Source organism: Priestia flexa (assembly GCF_021441905.1).
Taxonomy (GTDB): domain Bacteria; phylum Bacillota; class Bacilli; order Bacillales; family Bacillaceae_H; genus Priestia; species Priestia flexa.
The window spans coordinates 3646647-3670617 of the sequence record NZ_CP090431.1; the positions used below are offsets into that span (position 1 = coordinate 3646647).

Annotated in this window: 20 protein-coding genes; 12 read left to right on the forward strand and 8 right to left on the reverse strand. The window is 36.5% G+C overall.

The features are described from left to right. Positions 1 to 116: 116 nt before the first annotated feature. Positions 117 to 941, forward strand: coding sequence for a pyridoxine/pyridoxal/pyridoxamine kinase (pdxK, locus tag LZP85_RS18785; protein ID WP_061785895.1), 825 nt, complete (start codon positions 117 to 119; stop codon positions 939 to 941). 21 nt (positions 942 to 962) lie between these two features. Here pdxK and LZP85_RS18790 read toward each other — a convergent pair whose 3' ends face one another. Together LZP85_RS18790 and pgmB are read right to left on the reverse strand one after the other, a co-directional pair. After that, positions 963 to 1826, reverse strand: coding sequence for a Cof-type HAD-IIB family hydrolase (locus tag LZP85_RS18790; RefSeq protein ID WP_061785894.1), 864 nt, complete (start codon positions 1824 to 1826; stop codon positions 963 to 965). A 115-nt stretch (positions 1827 to 1941) separates the two neighbouring features. Beyond that, entirely contained in the window at positions 1942 to 2607 is a 666-nt protein-coding gene (gene pgmB, locus LZP85_RS18795) for a beta-phosphoglucomutase (RefSeq protein ID WP_234561868.1), read from the reverse strand. A gap of 220 nt (positions 2608 to 2827) precedes the next feature. Here pgmB and LZP85_RS18800 point away from each other — a divergent pair, with 220 nt between their 5' ends. The 10 genes from LZP85_RS18800 to LZP85_RS18845 all read left to right on the forward strand — a co-directional run bounded on the left by LZP85_RS18800 (position 2828) and on the right by LZP85_RS18845 (position 15091). Next, positions 2828 to 4465, forward strand: coding sequence for a PTS transporter subunit IIBC (locus LZP85_RS18800; protein WP_025910413.1), 1638 nt, complete (start codon positions 2828 to 2830; stop codon positions 4463 to 4465). A gap of 2 nt (positions 4466 to 4467) precedes the next feature. Further along, on the forward strand, positions 4468 to 5256 hold the full coding sequence (locus LZP85_RS18805) for an endonuclease/exonuclease/phosphatase family protein (protein ID WP_119543845.1): 789 nt from the start codon (positions 4468 to 4470) through the stop codon (positions 5254 to 5256). Positions 5257 to 5517: 261 nt separating this feature from the next. Continuing rightward, positions 5518 to 6612, forward strand: coding sequence for a glycosyltransferase (locus LZP85_RS18810; RefSeq protein WP_035320951.1), 1095 nt, complete (start codon positions 5518 to 5520; stop codon positions 6610 to 6612). A 2-nt stretch (positions 6613 to 6614) separates the two neighbouring features. Beyond that, positions 6615 to 7544: a glycosyltransferase family 2 protein gene (locus LZP85_RS18815; protein WP_025910415.1), complete on the forward strand. Its 930-nt coding sequence runs from the start codon at positions 6615 to 6617 to the stop codon at positions 7542 to 7544. Between the two features lie 5 nt (positions 7545 to 7549). Next, positions 7550 to 9256, forward strand: a complete 1707-nt coding sequence (locus LZP85_RS18820) for a DUF6020 family protein (protein ID WP_224840088.1) — start codon at positions 7550 to 7552, stop codon at positions 9254 to 9256. Next, on the forward strand, positions 9253 to 9594 hold the full coding sequence (locus LZP85_RS18825) for a DMT family transporter (protein WP_076512284.1): 342 nt from the start codon (positions 9253 to 9255) through the stop codon (positions 9592 to 9594). Before LZP85_RS18820 ends, LZP85_RS18825 begins: the two co-directional genes overlap by 4 nt. Continuing rightward, positions 9584 to 9919, forward strand: a complete 336-nt coding sequence (locus LZP85_RS18830) for an EamA family transporter (RefSeq protein WP_224840091.1) — start codon at positions 9584 to 9586, stop codon at positions 9917 to 9919. The genes LZP85_RS18825 and LZP85_RS18830 overlap by 11 nt, the downstream gene beginning before the upstream one ends. Before the next feature lie 27 nt (positions 9920 to 9946). After that, entirely contained in the window at positions 9947 to 11452 is a 1506-nt protein-coding gene (gene murJ, locus LZP85_RS18835; RefSeq protein WP_119543849.1) for a murein biosynthesis integral membrane protein MurJ, read from the forward strand. Between the two features lie 25 nt (positions 11453 to 11477). Beyond that, positions 11478 to 12851 carry an O-antigen ligase family protein gene (locus LZP85_RS18840; protein ID WP_119543851.1) on the forward strand — a complete coding sequence of 458 codons (1374 nt, stop codon included), beginning with the start codon at positions 11478 to 11480 and terminating at the stop codon, positions 12849 to 12851. 167 nt (positions 12852 to 13018) lie between these two features. Then, complete coding sequence (locus LZP85_RS18845; RefSeq protein WP_234561870.1) at positions 13019 to 15091, forward strand: alkaline phosphatase family protein; 2073 nt, start codon at positions 13019 to 13021, stop codon at positions 15089 to 15091. Between the two features lie 56 nt (positions 15092 to 15147). Here the strand turns inward: LZP85_RS18845 and LZP85_RS18850 are convergent, their stop codons facing one another. From LZP85_RS18850 to proB, 3 genes are all read right to left on the reverse strand, one after another. After that, positions 15148 to 15603: a threonine/serine exporter family protein gene (locus tag LZP85_RS18850; protein ID WP_025910424.1), complete on the reverse strand. Its 456-nt coding sequence runs from the start codon at positions 15601 to 15603 to the stop codon at positions 15148 to 15150. A gap of 15 nt (positions 15604 to 15618) precedes the next feature. Beyond that, on the reverse strand, positions 15619 to 16380 hold the full coding sequence (locus LZP85_RS18855) for a threonine/serine exporter family protein (RefSeq protein WP_025910425.1): 762 nt from the start codon (positions 16378 to 16380) through the stop codon (positions 15619 to 15621). A 118-nt stretch (positions 16381 to 16498) separates the two neighbouring features. Next, complete coding sequence (gene proB / locus LZP85_RS18860; protein ID WP_119543855.1) at positions 16499 to 17320, reverse strand: glutamate 5-kinase; 822 nt, start codon at positions 17318 to 17320, stop codon at positions 16499 to 16501. A 180-nt stretch (positions 17321 to 17500) separates the two neighbouring features. Between proB and LZP85_RS18865 the strand changes: the two genes are divergently transcribed. Continuing rightward, positions 17501 to 18952: an alpha-amylase gene (locus LZP85_RS18865; protein ID WP_119543857.1), complete on the forward strand. Its 1452-nt coding sequence runs from the start codon at positions 17501 to 17503 to the stop codon at positions 18950 to 18952. Between the two features lie 35 nt (positions 18953 to 18987). Here the strand turns inward: LZP85_RS18865 and LZP85_RS18870 are convergent, their stop codons facing one another. The 3 genes from LZP85_RS18870 to LZP85_RS18880 all read right to left on the reverse strand — a co-directional run bounded on the left by LZP85_RS18870 (position 18988) and on the right by LZP85_RS18880 (position 23762). Then, positions 18988 to 20433 carry a DEAD/DEAH box helicase gene (locus LZP85_RS18870; protein WP_119543858.1) on the reverse strand — a complete coding sequence of 482 codons (1446 nt, stop codon included), beginning with the start codon at positions 20431 to 20433 and terminating at the stop codon, positions 18988 to 18990. Between the two features lie 148 nt (positions 20434 to 20581). Further along, entirely contained in the window at positions 20582 to 22126 is a 1545-nt protein-coding gene (locus LZP85_RS18875; RefSeq protein ID WP_119543859.1) for a glycoside hydrolase family 32 protein, read from the reverse strand. Between the two features lie 145 nt (positions 22127 to 22271). Further along, positions 22272 to 23762, reverse strand: coding sequence for a glycoside hydrolase family 68 protein (locus LZP85_RS18880; RefSeq protein ID WP_061786069.1), 1491 nt, complete (start codon positions 23760 to 23762; stop codon positions 22272 to 22274). Positions 23763 to 23971: the final 209 nt, after the last annotated feature.

Below are 23971 nucleotides of genomic sequence, written 5' to 3' on the forward strand. Positions count from 1 at the left end.
CTCTCATTGAATAGTTATTGTTAATTCTAAAAAGTTTAATTTTGTAAATTGAATCTCTACTATAAAAGCGCTAGAATAGAAGAAAATAAATAGCTTAGATCGAAGGGAGATTTTCCATGAGTATGAATAAAGTACTAACAATTGCTGGCTCAGATACTAGTGGTGGTGCAGGTATTCAAGCCGATTTAAAAACATTTCAAGAGTTAGGTGTTTATGGCATGACCGCTCTTACTACAATTGTTACAATGGATCCAGAAAACGGCTGGTCACACAATGTTTTTCCACAAGAAACATCAACTGTTGCCAAACAGTTAGATACCATTGTAAAAGGCGTAGGTGTGCAGGCTCTTAAAACAGGCATGCTGGGCTCAGTTGAAATTATTGAGCTAGCAGCAAAAGTAATTGATGAGCACGCTCTTAAAAATGTAGTAATTGATCCTGTTATGGTGTGTAAAGGGGAAGATGAAGTATTACACCCAGAAACAGCAGTTAGTCTACGCGATGTATTAGTGCCAAGAGCAACGGTTGTTACTCCAAACTTGTTTGAAGCAGGACAACTAAGCGGCATTGGAGCTATTAAAACAATTGATGAAATGAAAGAAGCTGCGAAAAAAATCCATGAACTAGGTGCACAGTTTGTATTAGTTAAAGGCGGAAGTAAACTAAATCACGATAAGGCTGTAGACGTTCTATATGACGGCCAAACATTTGAACTGTTAGAATCTGAACTAATCCAAACGACTTTCACTCATGGGGCTGGCTGCACATACTCTGCAGCGATTACAGCACAATTAGCCAAAGGTAATGATGTAAAATCAGCTATTTATACAGCTAAAGAGTTTATTACTGAAGCAATTCGCCATTCTTTCCCATTAAACCAATACGTAGGTCCAACAAACCACGGTGCTTATCGTCGTAAAAATGTGTTAATAACAAATTAAAAGCACGCGCAAGCGTGCTTTTTATACTGGCTTAAAGATACTCTCAATAGCTTCCGCTACACCATGTTCATCATTCGTTTTTGTTACGACATGAGCATGACGCTTTATTTCATCCGGTGCATTGCCCATTGCAACGGCTCTTCCTGCTTTATGAAACATCGAAAGGTCATTATAATTATCACCAATTGCCATTGTTTCTTGTAAGGAGATACCTCGGCTTTTGACGAACTTTTCTAATGCAATTCCTTTTTGAGCTTCTTCACTATTCACTTCAATATTTTCTTTACCTGAAGAGCTTACAGCAATTCCATGAAAAGCTTTTAACTCTTCACGCGCACGATTTAGCTTCTCATCATCGAATGAGAAAGCCAACATTTTATAAATCAATATATTTGAATCCTGAAAGAGTGGCTCATACTCTTCAATTAACTTTACTTTTCCTTCTTCAAATCGCTTTTTAGCTGCTTTTAATAACTCATCGTATTGATTTTTTAAGCTAGCACTCATATAAATATCCATTACAACAGAAAGTGCTTTATCATAGTCATTTGAGTATGTTCCATCACTTGTATACACCTCAAAGTACAGCTCATGCTTATTAAAAACCTCTTCAACAGCTTTAATTTTATCCAGAGACATTCCAAACGCTTCTAACTTCTCACCTTTTTTATTTCTTACCTCTGCTCCATTTGTACAAATAAGAAACGTCTCAATGCCAGCTTCTTTTAGTAAAAAAGCAGCTTCTTCATAAGAGCGTCCAGTCGCCACAATAACTTCTACACCTTCACGCTGTGCAGCTTTAATTGCTTTGCTGTTCTCTACACTAATTTTTTGTTCGCTATTTACTAATGTTCCATCCATGTCAGTTGCAACGCATTTAATCATTCTGAGTCCCCCTGCTGTTTTTTATTTTTAGGTTAACATGTTTTATTACGTAGTCTTTGACTTCTATGTAAACAATATAATAAGTATTTGTATAGACGACGTTACATTCAGCCAATTAACGGTTTACAAACTTCTTGTTCACGCTCTTAAACGTTAGTTCATGAGTAGAAGCTACTTGCCAATCCGCTTGTTCCATTCCTTCATGTAATCCTACTCCTATGGAAAACATATCCGTTTGTTTAATCGCGGTTAAGCCTGCAATTCCATCCTCAATCGCAACACAGTTTTTAGGGTGGGTACCTATCGCTTTTGCTGCTGTTAAAAAAATTTCTGGATTTGGCTTCCCACGCGTTACGTCTCTACTGGTTACAACCTTATCAAAATAAGACTGCAAACCGATTTTTTCTAATACATGCATCGCGTTTGAACTAGAAGAAGCGATTGCAAGCTTGGTCTCAGCTGCTTTTGCTTCTTTTATCAACTGAAAAATGCCTGGTAAGATGGCCTTTTCATCTAACGTTTCAATTAACACTTGATAATGACGGTTTTTCTTTTCCGCTAATGCATGCATCTCTTCTTCAGAATAAAATTTGTCACTTTGTCTTACAATTTGCTTAACTGTCTCATAGCGGCTAATTCCCTGGATTTGTTGATTCCAATCGTGTGTAAAATGAACACCTGTTTCATCAGCAATCATTTTATTTGCTTGGTAGTATAAGTTTATTGTATCAACAATTACACCATCTAAGTCAAAAATAAGCGCTTCAAACTGTGCCTGCATATGAAATCTCTCCTCTTCAACTATCTATTCTTTTTATCATATCGATTATTGAAATAAATTTCCTACTTTTATTTTTCAAAAAAGTATTGCATTATGAAAGCCCTTTTATTAAAATAAGTTTATGCAAACGGTTGCACTATTTATATTCGTTTCAGCTATAAAATAACTGTAAACGCACACAACATATTGAAAGCCCATACAACGGGGAGGGGAAATAGTCATGAAGAAATTCTTTTCATTTGATTTTTGGCAGAAGTTTGGTAAAGCCTTACTGGTTGTTGTAGCTGTTATGCCAGCTGCAGGTATTATGATTTCACTTGGAAAGCTAGTTGGTATGACTGGTGGAGAAATGGCACTTGTGCAAACGATTGCCCGAGTGATGGAAGATATAGGTTGGGGTATTATTACAAACCTCCATATCTTGTTTGCGGTAGCGATTGGAGGATCTTGGGCAAAAGAACGTGCGGGTGGAGCATTCGCTGCACTAATCGCTTTTGTGTTGATTAACCGTATTACTGGTGCAATCTTCGGGGTTAACGCCGATATGCTAGCAGATCCTGAAGCAAAAATTACGTCTCTATTCGGACAAGAACTTGTTGTAAAAGATTACTTCACATCAATTTTAGGTGCTCCTGCTTTAAACATGGGCGTATTCGTTGGTATCATTGCCGGTTTCCTTGGAGCCAACTTATTTAACAAGTATTACAACTACGATAAATTACCTGAAGCTTTATCATTCTTTAACGGTAAACGCTTTGTACCTTTTGTTGTTATTGGTGGATCAATTGTTACAGCAATTATTTTATCGATTGTATGGCCATTCATCCAAGGTGCTTTAAACAGCTTTGGTCAGTGGATTGCAACATCTCGTGACACAGCACCAATCTTGGCTCCATTTATTTTTGGTGCATTAGAACGTCTATTATTACCTTTCGGTTTACATCATATGTTAACGGTTCCAATCAACTATACTGAACTTGGTGGAACGTATCAAATTTTAACAGGTTCTGGTGCTGGCTCAACAGTAGCTGGTCAAGATCCATTATGGTTAGCTTGGATTGCTGACTTAAATAACTTCCTAGCAGCTGGTGACACAGCTAGCTATCAACAATTGTTAAATGAAGTAACGCCAGCTCGCTTTAAAGTTGGTCAAATGATTCTATCTTGTGCTGCGTTAATCGGTATTGCTTTTGCAATGTACCGCAACGTTGATGCAGATAAACGCAGAAAGTATAAATCAATGTTCTTCTCTGCTGCACTAGCTGTATTCCTAACTGGCGTTACAGAGCCAATCGAATTCATGTTCATGTTTGCTGCTCCAGTTCTTTATGTTGTATACGCAATCATGACAGGTATGGCCTTTGCCATTGTTGATATTATTGATGTCCGCGTTCACGCATTCGGTGTTATCGAATTGATTACACGTACGCCAATGATTGTTAAAGCAGGATTATGGTTAGATTTAGTGAACTTTATTATTGCGTGTCTTGTATTCTTCGGATTAAACTTTGCAGTAGCAAACTTTATGATTAAACGTTTCAACTTCCCTACTCCGGGACGTAACGGAAACTATATCGAAGATGAAGCTTCAACTAGCGGTACTTCAAACGTAAAAAATGATTCTCTAGCACCTGTTATTATTGAATTGTTAGGTGGTCAACAAAACATTGAAGATGTTGACGCTTGTATGACTCGCCTTCGTGTAACAGTAAAAGATACTAGCTCCGTGGCTACTGAGGCGGAATGGAAACAAAACGGAGCTCTAGGCTTAATCGTAAAAGATAAAGGTGTTCAAGCTATTTATGGTCCAAAAGCTGATGTTCTTAAATCTGATATTCAAGACTTACTAGGAGCGTGAAGATGAAATTACTCACTTTAAACTGCCATTCTTGGCAAGAAGAAAACCAGCTAGACAAGATTTCTTGTCTAGCTTCTGTAATTAAAGAGAAAGATTATGATGTAATTGCTCTACAAGAAGTTAGCCAGCATATGGAGGCTCCTTATGTGAATAAGCATATTAAATCCGATAATTATGGATATGTTCTGTTACAAGAATTGAAAAAGCTAGGTGTTCACGATTATGAGCTTGTATGGGACATGGCTCACATCGGGTATGAAGTTTACGAGGAAGGCTTGGCTATCTTAACAAAGCACCCTGTTGTTGAAGAGCACTCTTTCTTCATTTCAAGAACATCTGACGTAAACGACTGGAAAACAAGAAGAGTTGTTGGAGCAACAATTTCTTATAACGACGAACTGCTATCATTTTACTCTTGTCATCTAGGTTGGTGGGAAGATGATAAAGAACCGTTTAAAGACCAGTTTGACTCTCTATGGACTTCCATAAAAAAAGATCATCCATTTTTCTTATTAGGTGACTTTAACAACAATGCCTTTATTCGAAATGAAGGATATGACTATATGAAAAAGCACCCTTTATACGACACCTATGACCTTGCTCTTGAAAAAGATGAAGGAATTACGGTCCAAGGTAAAATTGCTGGATGGGATGAAAACAAAGAGAAGCTTCGTATTGATTTAATCTTAACAAGTGACCCTTATAAGACAGCTAAATCCCACGTCATCTTTAATGGTACTAATAAACCTGTTGTTTCCGACCATTTTGGCGTAGAAGTAGCATTAACATAATCACGTTAAACAAAGCTGTTGAAGTCTAGACTTCAACAGCTTTTCACATGGAATGATAGTAAATGCACATGATAATAATATAAAGCTTTATTAAATCTTTGTTGATTGTATAATACTTTGACATTTAAAAATGTAAATATGCTATAATGTGTTGTTGTTAATACAAGAATTAATATTCCTTTTATTTACTTATCTAACATTTAATTCATGTGTTAACATAGCGAAAATACTAAAATCAAAGAAGATAGGTGCAGAATCAAAATGAAAATTTTGCTCATTTCTAATATGTATCCATCTAAAGATTTTCCAAGCTATGGTGTCTTTGTGAAAAATACTGAGCAGATATTACTTGATAATGGTGTTTCAGTAGACAAAGCTGTCATGACAAAACGAACAGGCAAACTCGGAAAGCTAGTTGGATATGCTTCGCATTATTTAAAAATAATAGCAAGTGGCTTAACAAAAAAGTATGACTACCTTTATGTGCATTATGCTTCTCACAATGCTCTACCCTTGCTTATTTTAAAGAAGTTAAATAAACGTGTGAAGATTGTAACAAACGTTCACGGTTCAGATGTCGTTCCCGAAGTCCCTTCACAAGAAAAGTTTCAGCCACGGGTAAAAGAACTGTTGCATCGTTCACATAAAATTATTACTCCATCTCCTTACTATAAAGAACTAGTTCAAGAGAAGTATGGAGTGACAACGCCTATTTATATCTTTCCTAGCGGAGGCGTTAATTTTAAATTGTTTTATTCATTTTCTACTAAAGAAGAGGCTTATAAAGAGTTGAATTTAAATCCAAAGCAACGTTATATTGGCTGTGTAAGTCGCATTGATGTCGGTAAAGGATGGGAGTTTTATTTACAAGCCATCGCGCAGTTAGAAGCTGAAAGCCTTACGGATTATAAATACATTTATGTTGGTAGTGGAAAGGACGAGCCAAAGTTTAAACAGATGGTTCAAGAGTTGAATTTAGCAGATAAAATCATTCACTTTCCTTTGCTCCCACAATCCTCTTTAGCCTATGTCTATAATGTAATCGACGCATTTGTCTTTCCAACAATCCGTAAAGGAGAAAGCTTAGGTCTAGTAGGATTAGAAGCCATGGCCTGTGGAGCTCCTGTAATCGGTAGCCGTATCGGTGGACTCAAAGATTACATTATTGATGGTCAAAATGGCCTTTTCTTTGAACCTGGTCAGGCAGGAGAGCTGAAGGAGAAATTGCGCCTTTTTATGGAATCATCTGCGGAACAGAAGGAAAACATGTCGTCACAAGCTGTGAAAACAGCTAAGTTATACAGTGTAGATGAGATTTCTCAGCAACTACCAACAATTTTCTTTAATGAGGTGTAAGAATGAAAATCGCAGTTTTAATTCCTTGTTACAACGAAGAAGTAACAATTGGAAAAGTAATTGATGACTTTAAGCAAGAGTTACCCGAAGCTGATATTTACGTCTATGATAACAATTCTAAAGACAAAACAAGTGAAATTGCATTAGCTCATGGGGCTATTGTTAAAAAAGAATTAAAGCAAGGAAAAGGAAACGTTGTTCGATCAATGTTCCAAGATATAGACGCTGATTGTTATGTAATGGTTGATGGTGATGACACGTACCCAGCTGAGTTTGTTCACCAGCTTATTGAACCTATTAGAAACAAAGAAGCAAATATGACTATTGGTGATCGTCTTTCAAACGGTACGTATTTTGAAGAAAATAAACGTCCATTCCATAACTTTGGAAACAACCTAGTTCGTTCATTAATTAATAAGCTATATAAAAGTAACATTACCGATATCATGACAGGATACCGAGCTTACGACAAGCTATTTGTAAAATCAATCCCTGTCATGAGCCCTGGATTTGAAATTGAGACAGAAATGAGCTTACATGCTTTGGACAAACGCTTCCGTTTGAAAGAGATTCCTATTGATTATCGAGATCGTCCAGAGGGTAGTGAGTCAAAGCTAAACACCTTCTCTGATGGATATAAAGTACTTAAAATGATTTTTACTCTATTCAAGGAGTACAAGCCGTTACAGTTCTTCTCACTTTGGACTTTATTATTCTTAGTTGCTGGATTAGCGGTAGGAACACCTGTTATTTATGAATTTTTCAAAACAGGCTTTATTACAAAGGTCCCTTCATCAATCCTAGCAACGGGCTTAATTCTGCTTGGTGTATTATCGTTTGTTTCCGGACTTATCCTAGATACAATTGCATCGTTAAACCGCAAACAATATGAACTAGAATTAAATAAGAAGATTGAACAAATAAGGGAGTAATTACCGTGAATAAAAAACCTATTCTTTATTTAATAGCGACTGCTTTTGCATTGATAGGTATTTTTATTGGAGCCCCTGACGGAGTAAGTTTTTCTTCTGTTTTTATGTTGTTAGTATTAGTAGGCATAAGCTCTATTTTTATTTATAAAAATAGAGCTTATGCTTCATTTACATCAATACAATGGCTCCTGATCATAGCAGTCAGCTTCATCATACAGTTTTCTTTATTAAGTAACTTGCATATGACAGCATCCACTATCTTCAACTTTATTCTTTATATTCTTGGAAGATGGGTGATTGCATTAGGGTTTGTAATTGCTTGTGCAACAACCTTTAAAGCACATTTTAATCCAGATTCGTCTGTTGATTATCCAAACAAATATAAATGGATTATTGGCATTTGTATTTTAGCTATGAGCGCCTTTTATTGGTTAGCCTTTTTCCCAGGTGGAATGACGCCCGATTCTCTGGCTCAGTGGGAACAAGCACATACTCGTGAATTTAATGACTGGCACCCGATCATGATCACTTGGTTAATTATGATACTAACTCAAATATGGGATCACCCTGGAATGATTACGATTGTTCAAATCTTAGTCGTGTCTAGTATTTATTTATACACGTTTCACTTTCTTATTAAAAAGCAAGTTCCACCTATTGTTTTAGGAATTCTAACATTACTCGTATTATTAATACCGAGTTTTTTAATCTTTTCCATTGTTATCTGGAAAGATATCCTATACAGCGCCTTTTTGCTATTTTTTACGGTAAATATTGCGAGAGTGTATTTATCAAACGGAGCATTTATTCAGTCTAAATATGGAATCTTTATGCTTCTTTTATCATCTTTTGGTGTAGCCTTTTTTAGACATAATGGATTCCCTGTGTTCGTTATTACATTTTTATGTTTAATCGTATTGTTTAGAAAGTATTGGAAACGCTTGGTTCCGCTATTTTTAGTGATTTTTATTTTACAACGAATTATCACAGGCCCTGTGTTCAACTGGTTAGATGTTAAACCTTCTGATCCTAATGAAGCGTTATCGATTCCGACACAACAAATTGCCAACATTATTGTCAATGATGGAGAGATGTCTAAATCTGAGCGTGAATACTTTAACAACGTTCTCCCGATTGAGCTTTGGAAAGAAAAATATAATCCATATAAAAGTGACCCAATTAAATTCACGTGGGAATATTACGACCGAGAGTTTATTTTTCAAGACCTTGGTTTATATTTTAAAAATTACATGAGCATTGTTATCAAGAATCCATATCTAGCAATGGAAGGATTTCTAAAACAAACGGCACTGGTATGGCAAACAACGCCATTTGAAGATGGATATACCGACACGTATGTAACCAACGTATACTACGGAAATAAATTTGGACTTGAAAATACCGTGGTTTCACCGTTGATTACAAACACAGCAAAAGCATATTTGGAAGTCTTTAAAAACCCTTCTTTATTTTTCTTATGGAAGCCTGCTTTTTATCACTGTGTTATCTTATTATTTTCTCTTTTCTTCATTGCAAGAAAGGGAATCACGTCTTCCATTGTTTTATTTCCATGGCTATTAAATACGTTATCAGTTTTAGCAGCGTTACCTGCACAAGACTTCCGCTACTTACTAGCAAGCGTATTTGTCAGCTTCTTCTTTGTCGGATTAGCTTTTGTTAGAAAAGGTGAAGAAGAGAGGGGTCAGTTTTGACAAACAACGTACAGTACAATAGAAAATTAGGCATATTTTTAATTATCATTGCCTCCATGTTTACAGCCATTGGGCAGCTTCTCTGGAAGTTGTCCAATGGTTCATTCAACATTATGTTAATAATTGGCTTCTTACTCTACGGATTTGGAGCTATTTTTATGATTTTAGCCTTTAAATATGAAAGAGTTTCACTTCTTCACCCTTTTTTAAGTTTAGGATATGTCATCAGTATTGCATTAGGTTTCTTTTTATTAAATGAAGCTGTTAGCTTTACGAAACTAATTGGTACAGCTGTTATTATTGTTGGGGTACTATTGGTAGGTGGCCATGATGATTAGTATACCGATTTTACTTATTATGACACTTCTAGGTTCAGTTGGAGCTGTCTTTTTCAAACAGATCTCCACAGCTTTAAGCGCTAAAAACACGAAAATGGCTATTATCTACTTGATAGGTGGGGGCTCATTTTACGGAATATCAGCATTGTTAAACGTATATGTCTTAACCTTGCTGCCTTACTCTGTTGTCTTCCCGTTAACGTCCATTACCTATGTATGGACACTATTGTTTGGCTACTTTTTGTTAAAAGAAAAAGTAACTGTCAAACAAATGATTGGATGCGCTCTTATCATCATTGGTTGTTTTATTATTGCTAATAGCTAAACAGCATAAAGGCAGGAGTTTTAATTTATGAAAAGCTTAAAGATTGCAAGTATTTTATTACTTGTTTCAACCTTGTTTTTAAAGTTTTCCAGTATGATTCGAGATTTAGTAATCGCCAATTACTTTGGTACAAGCTATATCGTAGATGCCTATAACGCAGCGATGATTATTCCCAACGCATTTATTCTATTTATGCTCACGGGAATGAAAGATGCTTTTATCCCTAGCTATTTGCGCTACGAAAAAGAAGGAAAAGGGAAATCGCACCTTACAAACATTGTAAAGTCTACGTTTTTTATTTGCTTAGTCATCTCTATTTTAGGCTCGATAGCAGCATTCTTTTATTTTCCTGCTAGCTACCCTAACTTTTCTAAAGCAGCGATTGATATTGGTATCTATACCGCAATTTTATACTTTTTATCGCTTTCTTTAGTTGGGGTAAACGCGGTATATGAAGGTGTATTTGATGCTAACAGTCAATATTCCTTCTCTGTATTTTCTCAAACCGTTGTTGTCTTATTTACTATCTTAAGTACGATTTTACTTCAGGATGTAATGGGTGGATACGCTATTGCCTTAGGATATCTATTAGGAACTCTTGCTTCCTTTCTCATTAAAGTTGTGTACTTTAAACCAAAGAATCTGCTGCTATGGAAGCAGAAGATAGATAGAGAAGAAGTTAAGATCTTTTATAAAGTTTTTATTCCTGTGGGTGTTACCATCATGGTGGGACAAATTAACCTAACAGTTAACTTCTTTTTTGCAGGGTCATTTGGAGAAGGCGTTATTTCTTACTTGAACTATGCCTTTCGATTAGTTAGTATTCCCCAAGCAATCTTTGGTGTGACCGTTGCGACAATCATTTACCCACTCATTGTAAAAGCTCTGAACGATAAAAATGAAGAGCGGTTTAAAACAGGAATCGAAAAAGGGCTAACATTTATGCTGATGTTACTTGTTCCGACACTTGTGATTATGAGCTTTTATATGAAAGATATTGTTCAAATTGCTTATGAACGTGGTGCATTTGACACTACATCTACCTTGAAAACTACTGATGCTTCTTATTATTATTTTGGATCGGTGTTCTTTTACTCACTACAAGCAATTTTAGCAAAAGGCTTCTATTCATTAGGAAAAGGCCACGTTATAATGCGTATCGGACTACTGTCAATCCTACTGAATGTCATTTTTAACTTAACATTCACGAAGTTTTTAGGTTATCAAGGGCTTGCACTTTCAATGTCCGTTGTGGGGTTTTTCTATACTGCCATTGTGTTCGTTATGCTAAATCGTCTCATCAATGGCTTCCACTTCCGCTATTTACTAAAGGAAACAACAAAAATTTTAGTAGCTAGCATCCCCGTTATGGTCGCTATGTACATCCTGAAGGATATACAAGCTTTAAACAACCTGCATGTTCTGGTTCGATTTACGGTTGTATGCTTAGTGGGAGGTTTAGTATACTTAATATCGACGTTTATATTTAAAGTAGATGGCATTATGATGGTTTTACGTAAACGAAAACGTTAAATTCACTAAAACAGGAGATTACTATATGAAGAACACATACTGGTTATTTTTTCTGTTTGTTGGTTTTATTTCAATACAGCCAATTATTGATATGCTAACAACATACATGATTTTAAATGTAGAAAGTCCTCTTTCAATCGGTGTTATTATCCGGTTCATGTATATGGTATTTGTGGGGATTATCTTACTGGTATTTTTCAAAAAGTCCAAGTGGGCCAGATATTCAATTCTTTATTTAATTGTCTTTGCACTATTCCTTGGTGTTAATATTTACTTTAATAGTCAATGGAAAGACCCTTACTATTTAGCTCAAGAAGTAAAGTTCTTTAATAAAGTTGTTTATATGAACGTAACGCTCTTAGGAGCTATTGTGGTTTTTACAATGTATCGCCAATCTGTAAATGTCTCAAAAGCTCTCAATAAAAACTTATTAACTGCTTCTCTTATTATCAGTATTGTGTTCATTGGCACCATGCTTACTGGTACAGCTTTAGAAAGTTATCAATACAATAAAACTGGATTTAAAGGCTGGTTTTACGCTGCTAACGAACTTGGAGCAATCGTTGCTCTATTATTACCTTTAACACTTTTATTTGGCTTAAAGAAAACACAGTCGTTAAAGCAATTTTACTTTTGGATTCCATTTATTTTACTTGCAGTATCTTCAATTATGATTGGAACAAAGGTAGGATTAGGAGCTGTTATTTTATCGTTAGGGGTTGCATTTGTTGTATTAGTACTTAAACTCTTTGCAACAAAACAACGTGCAGTAAAATCTAATTTAGTTATCTCAATTATTTTGTTGGTAGTAGTTGGAGTTACAACTCCTATCTCTCCTGCTTTCACAAACACATATGCGCATATCGATTTGCTAGAAAATAAAAAGAAAGAGCAGCAACCAGAGCAGCCAGAAGAAGATGATGCTACTGATACTAAAAAGAAAAAGCGACAAAAGTTAGACAATAGCGATATTGAAAATCTTATTTTAAGTAGTCGCGAAGACTTTTTAGCTCACCATAAAGAGCAGTATGCAGAAGCTCCTATCGCCCGTAAGCTTGTCGGAATGGGCTATGCAGGAAATTACACAGAAGAACAGCAGCCAAAAATGATTGAAATGGACTTTTATGACCTTTTCTTCTCACTTGGAATTATTGGATTTATTCTGTGGATTTTACCTCTTCTAATAATTGCTCTATACGTAATAAAACGATTCATTCGTGAGCCTTCTCAGCTTTGGAATGAGTCATTTATGATGTATAGTACCTCTGTTGTTTTAGCATTAGGTATTGCATTTGTTGCAGGTCATGTCTTTACAGCTCCTGCTGTAACCATTTATTTTGCTGTAACAGCAGCTTATCTTGCTTGTATTCACTTTTATAAATCAAATGCGTTAGATTAATTTCAAAGCCGTTAGAGGTCATCTGCCTTTAGCGGCTTTTATAGTCAGTACAACTAATTTCCTCTTCTTTGTTTACCTTTGCTTAAGCTTCCCAAAACATTTTCCCTTCAAAAATGTTAATTTTATGTTAAGCTTGTAAAGCTATTATTTTTTGGGGGGAATGCTTTATGTATCAGCGCATCATTCAGTTTTTACCTACCTTTATCTTTTACTTATTCCTAACGATATTTTTATATGGGATAACCATAATTTCATTTACAGGTGACTACAATCTCGCTTTTGATTGGGCGCAGATTCACACCGCCTTTTTTACGATACTTGTTAGCCTTATCGCTTTATTATTAAGCTTTCTAACTGTTTGGATACTTGTTAAAAAAGAACTAATTACTCAGGTTGCTAATTCTAGAGTTTACCATCTCATTTCTGCATTTTTATTTGCAACGTTTATTGGGTTGGTAGGTGCCCTTTTATTTCTCATTTATCATATTGATTTACATCAGCTTGGTAAATCGATTGAATGGATTCAAGAGTATACAGATCGCTATTTATTAAGCTCATTTATTCTTGGTTTACTAGCATTTGGAGTCATTTTGCTGACGGGGGAAGTCTATATTGGTAGTGGAATTTCAATTCTATTGTTTTTTATCCTTGCGTTAACGAACCACTACAAAAAGATTTTTAGAAACGAACCGCTCTTCCCGAATGATTTCATTCAAGTTACCCAATTAAAAGAGGTTATACCAATGATTCGAGAGTCTATCTCCCTTTCAACCACCATATTTGTGGTTATTAGCGTAATAGCCTTGTTCGTTCTATGGTTACGTTCACCTAAGTTAAAAATTGATTGGCGAATCCGTATTATACTCATTCTTCCAATCATGTTTATCTCAAAATCATTCCTGTTTTTTGAAGATACCTTTGCGGAAAAGTACTATGAAAAATATTCAGCCATTATGCCGTGGAATCAGCAAAATAATTATTATTATAACGGTCCCATTATCGGCATGATTTCGAATATCAAGACAAATATTTTGGAAGAACCTGAGGGTTACTCTGAAAAACGCGTCACAGCTGCTGTCGAGAATATGAAAAAAGAAGTGAAGCCATTCAGTAGTGATTCTAAAGCAGACAAAAAACCAAACATTGTCTTTGTCATGAATGAATCTTTTTGGGACCCTACCAAGCTAGACCTTTCTTTTTCAAAAGATCCATTAGAGCACACAAAAGAACTAATGAAGAAGTACCCTTCTGGGTCCATGCTCAGCCCTGCATTTGGTGGCGAAACAGCTAACGTAGAGTTTGAAGCACTAACAAGTTATTCAATGAATACGTTTAACCCTGGTGGTTTGCCTTTTCAACACATTTTAAGCAAAAAAGAATATCCTTCGTTTGCTTCTTATCTAAATCAATTAGGCTACTATACGGAAGCAATGCATCCAAATAACGGCATTATGTACATGCGTCAAAACGTCTATCCAAACCTAGGATTTGAAAAAAGTTTATTTATTGATGAAATGGACTTTACGGAAAAAGATAACGAAGGATTTGTTTCGGACGATTCAGTTGTTAATCAAGTTTTAGATACGTTAAAAAAATCAGATAAGCCAGCTTTTATTCACGCCGTGACAATCGGAAATCACCTTCCATATCCAACTACAAAGTATAATGGTGAAAAAACAATATCTGTTGAAGGTGACAACTTATCTCCTGAAATGAAAAGCGAAATTGAAATTTATGCTGAAGGTATTAAGCAGTCCGATGACGCCCTGAAGAAATTAGAAACTGAAATACAAAAACTCGATGAACCTACACTTGTTGTATTTTGGGGAGATCATTTACCTGCTCTAGGAAAAAATCTTCAAGGCTATATAGAGGGTGGGTTTGGCAACACAGACGAATTTCAAAAATCAAAAGAATTTTATGAAACACCACTCTTATTTATGGCGAACTTTAATTTAAACATGGAGCAAGAGTTAGGAACGATTAGTCCTATGTATTTTGCGCCAATGATTGTAGATGAATTAAACTATAAGCCAACTCTATTTTATAGCTATTTATCAAAAATGAAAGAACATATTCCAGCATTTCGTAAGCAAATTTATCTAAATGATGAAGGAGAAGTTGTTCATGACACTTCTTCTTTAAAGCGAGACGCTATTCAATATATGAAGCAATATCAACTATTAGAATTCGACACCTTATCCGGAAAGCAATATGGAAAAGAGTCATTATATAAATAAAAAAGGTCTCTCATCTCAATTGATTCGTTTCAATGAGGTTGGGGGACCTCTTTTCTTTATGGACGATATTTTGCTTTCACATTTAATTTCGACTGTCGAATAATTTGATTAACTACTTCCGAAAACACGATTCCAATGGCAATTGATCCTGAAATCATAAATGCTTTTGCAGCTAAGCTAATTGCTGTATTGTAATCATTTTCTACGAAGTTTCGCATGGCGTCATAGGCAATTCCCCCCGGTACGAGTGGGATAATACCTGCAACTGTAAAAATAATAATGGGCATGCGATATACCTTTGCATAAATTTGGCTAATAATTGCAATAAAAAACGCAGATGCTACTGTACTTGGTACTTCATCAATATTGTACATCGTCATCAGAAAGTAAATTAACCAGCCAATCATTCCAACAAAACCACACTTTAATAATGATTCACGTGGAACGTTAAAAATAATACCAAACGCAGCAGAAGCGATAAAGCTTGTAATAATTTGCTCAATGATTGTCATATGCAGCCCTCCTTCTTATAACAATGTAAATACAACTGCGATTCCAGCACCAATCGCAAAAGCCGTTAAGAAAGCCTCTGCACCTTTAGACAAACCCGATAACAAGTGTCCTGCCATTAGGTCCCTTACAGCATTGGTAATTAAAAGCCCTGGCACCAGAGGCATAACCGATCCAATAATAATTTTATCAAGTTCACTTCCAACACCGATTGTGACAAATAGCAGTGAAAGCGTACCAATGGTTAGAGAAGCAGTAAACTCGGCAAAGAATTTAATTGGAATAATACGATGGAAATAGACAAGTGCTAAAAAGCCAAGTCCTCCGGCTAACATAGCTGGAATGAAGTCTAACCATTGACCTTGAAACATGATTAAAAAACAGCCGCTTGAAATAGAAGCAGCCGCGAGCTGGACCCATAAAGGAAACGCAACGTTGGATTCTGCGATAGTTTCTAAAGCGTCATATGCTTCTTCTAATTGCAGTTGACCTTGACTGATTTGACGCGATACGCTGTTAACTAACGTTACTTTCTTTAAATCTGTTGTACGTTCAGAAATACGTATGAGCTTCGTTTTAGTGGGCTCACTCGTCTCCAGAGAAAACATAATTCCGGTTGGAGTTACATAGCTATGTGATGTTTTAATGCCAAATGAAGCAGCAATCCTCATCATTGTATCTTCTACTCGATATGTCTCTGCTCCACTTTCTAGCATAATTTTCCCTGCCAGTAAGCAGACGTCCATAATGTCATATCTATCTAATTTCTTTTCTTTCATCTTCTCACTCCAAACGTCTAAAGTCTGGTTTGTTTCTTACAGCATACAGTGTATAAGAAACAAAGGATGATACGCAATGCTTAATTAAAAAAAGTGTGGATTTCCCACACTTTTTTTCTTAACGGACTTTTTGCTTTTGAGATAAAAACAGCGTTCCTAGCTCTTTACCATTAATTAAATCGCGTAGGATAGCAGGGTCTTTACCGTTTGCTAAAATCACGTTAATCCCTTCTACCGTAGCACGCTTCGCAGCCGTTAATTTTGTTACCATTCCACCTGTTCCCACAGAAGTTCCACTGCCTCCCGCAAACTCTTCTAGCTCAGGCGTAATTTTTTCAATGACTTTAATAAGCATCGAATTCTCATTTTTTGTTGGATCTGAGTCAAAGAAGCCATCAATATCTGATAAAATCACCAATAAATCAGCTTGAATAAGTACTGAAACGATAGCCGATAAATTATCGTTATCTCCAAAGCGTACAATATTCTCAATTTCGTCAATTGCTACGGTATCATTCTCATTAACAATTGGAATGACGCGGTCTTCAATCAACTTTTCAAATGTATTGACGACGTTATTTCGAACGTGTTCATCTTCAATAACGTCTTTGGTTAACAACACTTGCCCCACAATATGACTATATTCTCCGAAAAATTTACTATAAATATGCATTAATTCAGACTGTCCTACAGCGGCCGCTGCTTGCTTGTCGCGAATTAACGTTGGTCGATTTGCTAACTTTAATTTCTTGACTCCTACTTGCACTGCACCTGATGTAACCAATACCACTTCTTTACCCGAATTCATTAAATCAGACAAAACACGCGTTAATTTTTCAATGCGCCCTAAATGAATCTCTCCATTGTCGTATGTTAAAGTTGATGTCCCTACTTTGACAACGATACGTTTACAGCTATGTAATTGATCTCGATACCCCATGCTGTTCATTCCTCCAAAAGCTTATAATTTTAAAAAATTATAGCAGACTTCATCAGAAAAGTCTTATTCTTTTTGATTACTCGATAATTTCTGTTTTTGAAATTATTTCCTTTATACATGGTTTAGATAAGACGCATAGTAGGAATATAACTAGAAAACGGGTGTGAGAGGATGAGATGAATGGAACGTAATCACACAATGATTCAGTTTTTTGAATGGCACTTGCCAGCTGACCAAAATCATTGGAATCGTTTAAAGGAAGTAGCACCTGAGCTAAAGGAAGCTGGCATTGATGCTGTTTGGATTCCTCCAGTTACAAAGGCATCTTCACCTGATGACAATGGCTATAGCGTATACGACGTCTATGACCTAGGTGAATTTGAGCAAAAAGGAAGCACCGCTACAAAGTATGGAACAAAAGAGCAATTACACGAAGCAATTCAAGCGTGTCATGACCACGGAATCAGCGTGTATGTTGACATTGTCATGAACCACAAAGCAGGGGCTGATGAAACAGAGACCTTTCAGGTAATTGAAGTAGATGCTGATAATCGAACAAACGAAATATCTGAGCCTTTTGATATTGAAGGGTGGACAAAATTTACGTTTAACGGTCGAAACAATAAGTACTCAGATTTCCAATGGAATTTTACACATTTTAATGGAACAGACTATGATGCTAAAGAAGATCGTTCTGGTATCTTTAAAATCCTTGGTGAAAATAAAAAGTGGAACGAAGAGGTGGATCAGGAATTTGGAAACTATGATTATCTCATGTATGCCAACATTGATTACGACCATCCCGATGTTAAGGGTGAAATGATTTCCTGGGGAAAATGGCTAGCAGAAACGTTAAATTGTGACGGCTACCGACTGGATGCCATTAAGCATATTAACTATAACTTTATCAAAGAATTTGTATCAGAAGTCGCTGCTGAGCAAGGAGAAGATTTTTATTTTATAGGCGAGTTTTGGCATCCTGACTTAAGAACAGCAGCAGATTTTTTAGATCATGTTGAACACGGTATTGATATTTTCGACGTTCCTCTTCACTACAAGTTATATGAAGCTTCACAAAAAGGAAGAGATTTTGATTTACAAACAGTATTTGATGATACACTTGTCCAAATCCATCCATTAGATGTGGTTACCTTTGTAGATAATCATGATTCGCAGCCCAACGAGTCCCTTGAATCATGGATAGAAGACTGGTTTAAAGAATTAGCGTACGCCTTAATTTTACTTCGAAAAGATGGATACCCATGCATATTTTATGGGGATTTCTTCGGTATCTCTGGGGACAACCCTATGGATGCAAAAAAGGACATGCTCACAAAGCTTTTATCGGTGCGCTACCACAAAGCGTATGGAGACCAAGATGACTATTTCGATCATCCCAATACAATTGGCTGGGTTCGTCACGGAGACCCCTCTATTGAAGGCTCTGGCTGTGCTGTCATTCTTTCAAATGGAGATGAAGGAGATAAGCAAATGTTTGTAGGAAAAGAGCACGCTGGTAGTACTTGGATTGATATGCTTGAAAAACGAGACGATCAGGTTACAATTGATGAGAATGGCTATGGTTGTTTTACAGTTAATAGTCAAAGTGTATCCGTATGGATTAAACAATAGAAAAAGCTCATCTACAACGTGTAGATGAGCTTTTTTCACTTTTTCGCTTCATGCACTTTTAACTTCTTGCCTTTGATGCTTTTATTTTTTAATCCCTTCAATACAGATGGACCTTTACCGTTTAGAATCTCAACGTACGAATGATTATCTTGGATGGTAATAATCCCAATATCTTGAGCGGACATACCAGGCAATTTAGCAATAGTTCCCACAAAATCAACCGCACGAATTTTCTTTTTCTTACCGCCATTAAAATATAACTTCATAATATCTTGGTTAACTTTTTCACGCTTCTCTTCTCTTAGAACTACCGGTGCTTCCATTTTATCTTGAAAAGCCGTTCTGTTAGCTTTTACTTCTTCAACAGATGGTGGGTTACTTAACTGAATATCAGCTTGGCTGTATTCACGAATTTCTTCTAAGAACTTTTGCTCATAAGACGTCATAAACGTAATGGCTTTTCCTGACTTACCAGCACGTCCTGTTCTACCCGTACGATGCACGTATTTTTCTTTTTCAAGTGGGAAATCAAAGTTAATGACAAGCGTAATATCTTCGACGTCAATTCCTCTAGCAGCAACGTCAGTGGCTACTAGATAGCGAAACTCACCTCGCTTAAAGTCATCCATTACTTCAAATCGATCTTCTTGAACCATCGCTCCGTGCAGTAAATCAGCAGAATAATCACGTTCGTCTAAGTACTGAAAAACTTCTTTTACTCGTTCTTGTGTTCGACAAAAGATGATGCAGCTATCTGGGTTTTCAGCAACCGTGACATCTGATAACAAGGAAAGCTTACTCCCTTCTTCCACTTCCATCACGTGATGTGTAATAAGCTGCGGTGCTTTTCCTACTGTTTCGATTTGGATACGCTCAGGATTAATCATATATTTCTTAGCTAAACCTTCAATATCAGCTGGAAACGTTGCAGAGAAAAGCATCGTAGTTCGACTAGTCGGAAGCTTATCTAGAATCGCTGATACTTGATCAATAAAACCCATATTTAACATTTCGTCTGCTTCGTCTAATACAACATATTTTAAACATTCAACAGATAACGTGCCTTTTTCAATATGATCTAAGACGCGGCCGGGTGTCCCCACTACGATATGCGTTTTTTGTTTTAGCATAGTCTTTTGCTTCATAAAAGACTGTCGGCCGTAGATGGCCACGCTATTAACACGCTTATAGCGACCGATACTCTTCATTTCATCACTAACCTGTGCCGCTAATTCACGGGTAGGCGTCAGCACAAGTACTTGTGGCTTGTTTTCAAGCCAATCTACTTTTTCACATAGTGGAATGGCAAAGGAAGCCGTTTTTCCGCTTCCTGTTTGTGAGGTTACAATTACGTCTTTATCTTCTAATACTTTGGGAATAACACGCGCTTGAACTGGTGTTGGTTGGTTATATTCTAAGGCATCTATGGCCTTTATGATTGGATCACTAATTGCGTATTCAGTAAATGTTGAACTGGACATATGGTTCCTCGCTTTTTTATTATTTAACGTTCCTTGTTACATATAGAATTCACTTTATAAGCTTTTATTAGTATAAACGATTTATGAGAGAGAACAAACAATAAAAAAGCTTCGGCTACTTATGGCCGAAGCTTTTTCATATTCTTATTTACTTTTTTTGATTTGTTCCTAACTCTTCAACCTTCACATTTTCAAACGTAGCTGTACCACCAGAAGAAAATAGCGAAATGCCTTGGTCTTCAGCTAAGGGAAATACTAAATTGGTATGCACCACTTTCCCACCGTCTATAAACACTTCTACGCTTGTTTTATCAACGAGAACCGTAAGACGTGCATTTTTGTTATTACCACCAAAAGGCGCTTGGCTTTCTTGAAACTTTTTCTCTTCGTCTGGATTTTCTACAAACGCTCGATTTACGTAGGAATAGTTTTCAGAAATAGCTAATCCCACATCAATATGTCGAGACTTGTCCTCTGATTCACGTAAACGCAAACCAATATTTTCGCTGTCTTCCCAAGACACATCAGCTTCTATTCGGTACGTTTCTCCCTTCATGTCCAGTGTGTTAGATTCATCTATTAATGTTATATCATTATATTTTTTCTCCGATTTTACAAGCTGTTTTAAATCAGCCACAGGCTGAGAGGCTAATGCGTAACCGTACTGTTCATCTTCTTGTAGCGTAATTTCTCGAACAATTGAATCCGTTCCATTAAATCCGTCGGCTTCCATGGTAGGAGTGTTGTCTGCATATGACCATTTGTTCATCCAAGCAAGTCCGTAACGCTTGTTTAACTTGTCGTCAGCCTGGCCATCTTCAAATGTAACGCCACCATACCAATCAAAACCGTAATCTAGCCACTGAGGCTCTTCATGCTCTTTTTCAAAGTTCTCTCCATTAAAGTCACCGATCCAATAAGCATAGTTGTTTGGTTTATCGACTGCTTCACCATTTGCACTCATACCAAGCACCCACTTAACAGTGCCATTAGGGCCTCTCATTTGGAATAAATCTGGACACTCTAATACGCCATAATCCTCCGTTTGAAAGTCACCAGTGAACTTCCATTCTTTCAGATTCCCTGATTCATAAAATCCAATTTTAGAACCTTCTGCAAGCAGCATCACCCATTTATCACGTTCATCGTCCCATATAATTTTGGGATCGCGAAAATCTTCTATGCCAGGATTGGATAATACAGGTTCATCGCCAGCACTTTGAAACGTTTTTCCTTCATCTGTGCTATACCATAAATACTGCTCTTGCTTCCCTCCGTCTTCTGAAGGTTGCGTTACAACTGCGATAAATGCATTCTCTCCAAATCCAGCTGTATTGTTACGATCAACAACAACAGAACCTGACCATGGATCTCCATTTTTATTCGTGTACTTTGGAATTGCTACTCCTTCATCTTTCCAATGAACAAGGTCTTCCGAAGTTGCATGGCGCCATTCAGTTCCATTACCATCGGGATAATCCTTATTGTAAAGGTAATAGTAGTGATACTGTCCATTATAGAAAATCGGCTTTTGTGGATCATTTTTCCATTTATCAGGTGCCGTAAAATGGTAAGACGAGCGATAAAATGTTGATTCCACAGGTTTTTTTTCGCTCTTATCTTCTTTATTCATTTGATTCATCCATACATAAATGCTAGCGCCTATTATGATTGCTAAAATGATAACTAGCATAGTCCACCTTCTCTGTATTGAATTCAACCTGCCCATACTATCACCACGCTTCATTAAAAGTATTATGTCACCCAATGGTTTTACCCAATAAATAAAAAGAAAATGCCACTATCATGACATTTTCTTTTTCATTTCATATCAAAGATTATTTTTTCTTTTCATCATACGTGATTTGACCTTGTTCTAAAGTACCATTTTGGACAACTGAAGATTTGTTGCCTTTCATATCAAGTAAGAATGAAGGTGCAAACGTTGATTTCTTATCTTCAAAGAATCCGCGGTTTGTCATATAGCTTGTTACAACAAATTTGTCAGAGTCTTTTTGTGGAATCACGTAGTGTGCGTATGTCCATGTTACATCATTTGGATCTAAATCTTGATGCAATACAATACCTGTGTCATTCATTGGTTTATATGGACCTGTTAAAGAATTTGACACATAGCCAAGCATGTAAATATCTTTATCATCGACACCATCAGTCGTCATTTTAGAACCACGTGTGCTTGTAAATAAATAGAACTTGCCATCTTTTTTGAAGATATTGGGACGTTCAATTTCATCTGTTACTGTATTTGATACAATTAGTGGCTTCATTTCATTTTTCAACGTGTAGTCATCGTTAATTTCAACGATACCAATCGCACCGTTTGCAAGCTCTGCTTCATCTTTCTTGTCACTATTGTCAAGGTTCTTAAACTCATCGCGGAAGAACTTCATACCGTTGCCGTAGTAAGCGCGATTATAAAGAGACTCTTCACCAGAATAACCATATTCAGTACCTGTGTTTGCTTCAAAAACTAAATATTTGCGACCTTTATCTTCAATGTAGTGAGGGTCACGTAGCGTATGGTTGTTCATAAAGTTACGATCTTCGAAAGCTTTGTTTACAGACTCATACGTTTTGCTGTCTCCACCTTCGTAGATTGATTTATGATCTTCAACACCGTCAACTTTCAGCGTGTTTTCTTGTTGTTCAGAAACATTAACCTGTGCTGTTGTAAGAGTTTGTTTACCGAATAATTTTTGGCTTTCATTAAAATCACCACGGTTTGTATAGAATAAGCGAATTTCACCGTCATCTGTGAATAATGCAGATCCTGACCATTCTTCTATTTGTCCTTTTAAGTGCTCGTCGTTTGCTTCGTACTTGTCATTATCGTCAAATACACGACCAGCATTTTTCCAAGCGTCAACGGAATTGTCTCCTGCTTTTTTATAGAACATGTAGATAAATGTATCGTTAGGGTTCTTAGGATCTCCAGCTAAACCAAATACAATGTGATAACCGTTATATTCCGCTACCGTACCGTCAGCATTTTGCAATGGCCACGTATCCCATACGTCCATTTTAATTTTGTTTCCATTTTTATCTGTTTTAACAGCTGATTCTACATTTTTGATTGTTGATTCATCAAAGCCTGGTACCGTATAGCGCTTGTCACCATGTTGGTTTACCATGTTCTTCATTGCTTCACGCGTAATTTGTGAAGTACCGTACGTTTCTTTATAGGATTTTGCTTGTGCTTCATCTACACCTTTACCTTTAGCAGAAGCAGGTGTAAAGCTACCTCCTAATAAAATTGCTGCACTTAGGGATGCTACCGTTGCTTTTGACGCAAAATTACGAAAGTTCATCAAGTTTTCCTCCTAGTAGATAGTTTTTCATGCTTTGGCAAGACACGGACGATACTTCTTTGACTTTAATTAGTTTTGGCTTGATTGATCGTTCGTTCCATACCTGATACATTAAGTATAAAAAACAATGCTTTGGCTGAATACGGCATAAATTGATTGAGTTTTCGTCTTAAATTGATATACATGACAAAAGAATGACAAAAGAAGCC

Excerpts from the sequence above, each read along its gene's own strand:
- LZP85_RS18840 (WP_119543851.1), top strand. The coding sequence starts at position 11,478 with ATGAAGAACACATACTGGTTATTTTTTCTGTTTGTTGGTTTTATTTCA.
- pgmB (WP_234561868.1), bottom strand. The coding sequence starts at position 2,607 with ATGCAGGCACAGTTTGAAGCGCTTATTTTTGACTTAGATGGTGTAATT.
- LZP85_RS18865 (WP_119543857.1), top strand. The coding sequence starts at position 17,501 with ATGGAACGTAATCACACAATGATTCAGTTTTTTGAATGGCACTTGCCA.
- LZP85_RS18875 (WP_119543859.1), bottom strand. The coding sequence starts at position 22,126 with ATGCTAGTTATCATTTTAGCAATCATAATAGGCGCTAGCATTTATGTA.
- pdxK (WP_061785895.1), top strand. The coding sequence starts at position 117 with ATGAGTATGAATAAAGTACTAACAATTGCTGGCTCAGATACTAGTGGT.
- LZP85_RS18790 (WP_061785894.1), bottom strand. The coding sequence starts at position 1,826 with ATGATTAAATGCGTTGCAACTGACATGGATGGAACATTAGTAAATAGC.
- LZP85_RS18850 (WP_025910424.1), bottom strand. The coding sequence starts at position 15,603 with ATGACAATCATTGAGCAAATTATTACAAGCTTTATCGCTTCTGCTGCG.
- LZP85_RS18870 (WP_119543858.1), bottom strand. The coding sequence starts at position 20,433 with ATGTCCAGTTCAACATTTACTGAATACGCAATTAGTGATCCAATCATA.
- LZP85_RS18805 (WP_119543845.1), top strand. The coding sequence starts at position 4,468 with ATGAAATTACTCACTTTAAACTGCCATTCTTGGCAAGAAGAAAACCAG.
- LZP85_RS18830 (WP_224840091.1), top strand. The coding sequence starts at position 9,584 with ATGATGATTAGTATACCGATTTTACTTATTATGACACTTCTAGGTTCA.
- LZP85_RS18800 (WP_025910413.1), top strand. The coding sequence starts at position 2,828 with ATGAAGAAATTCTTTTCATTTGATTTTTGGCAGAAGTTTGGTAAAGCC.
- LZP85_RS18845 (WP_234561870.1), top strand. The coding sequence starts at position 13,019 with ATGTATCAGCGCATCATTCAGTTTTTACCTACCTTTATCTTTTACTTA.
- LZP85_RS18815 (WP_025910415.1), top strand. The coding sequence starts at position 6,615 with ATGAAAATCGCAGTTTTAATTCCTTGTTACAACGAAGAAGTAACAATT.
- LZP85_RS18855 (WP_025910425.1), bottom strand. The coding sequence starts at position 16,380 with ATGAAAGAAAAGAAATTAGATAGATATGACATTATGGACGTCTGCTTA.
- murJ (WP_119543849.1), top strand. The coding sequence starts at position 9,947 with ATGAAAAGCTTAAAGATTGCAAGTATTTTATTACTTGTTTCAACCTTG.
- LZP85_RS18810 (WP_035320951.1), top strand. The coding sequence starts at position 5,518 with ATGAAAATTTTGCTCATTTCTAATATGTATCCATCTAAAGATTTTCCA.
- LZP85_RS18880 (WP_061786069.1), bottom strand. The coding sequence starts at position 23,762 with ATGAACTTTCGTAATTTTGCGTCAAAAGCAACGGTAGCATCCCTAAGT.
- proB (WP_119543855.1), bottom strand. The coding sequence starts at position 17,320 with ATGGGGTATCGAGATCAATTACATAGCTGTAAACGTATCGTTGTCAAA.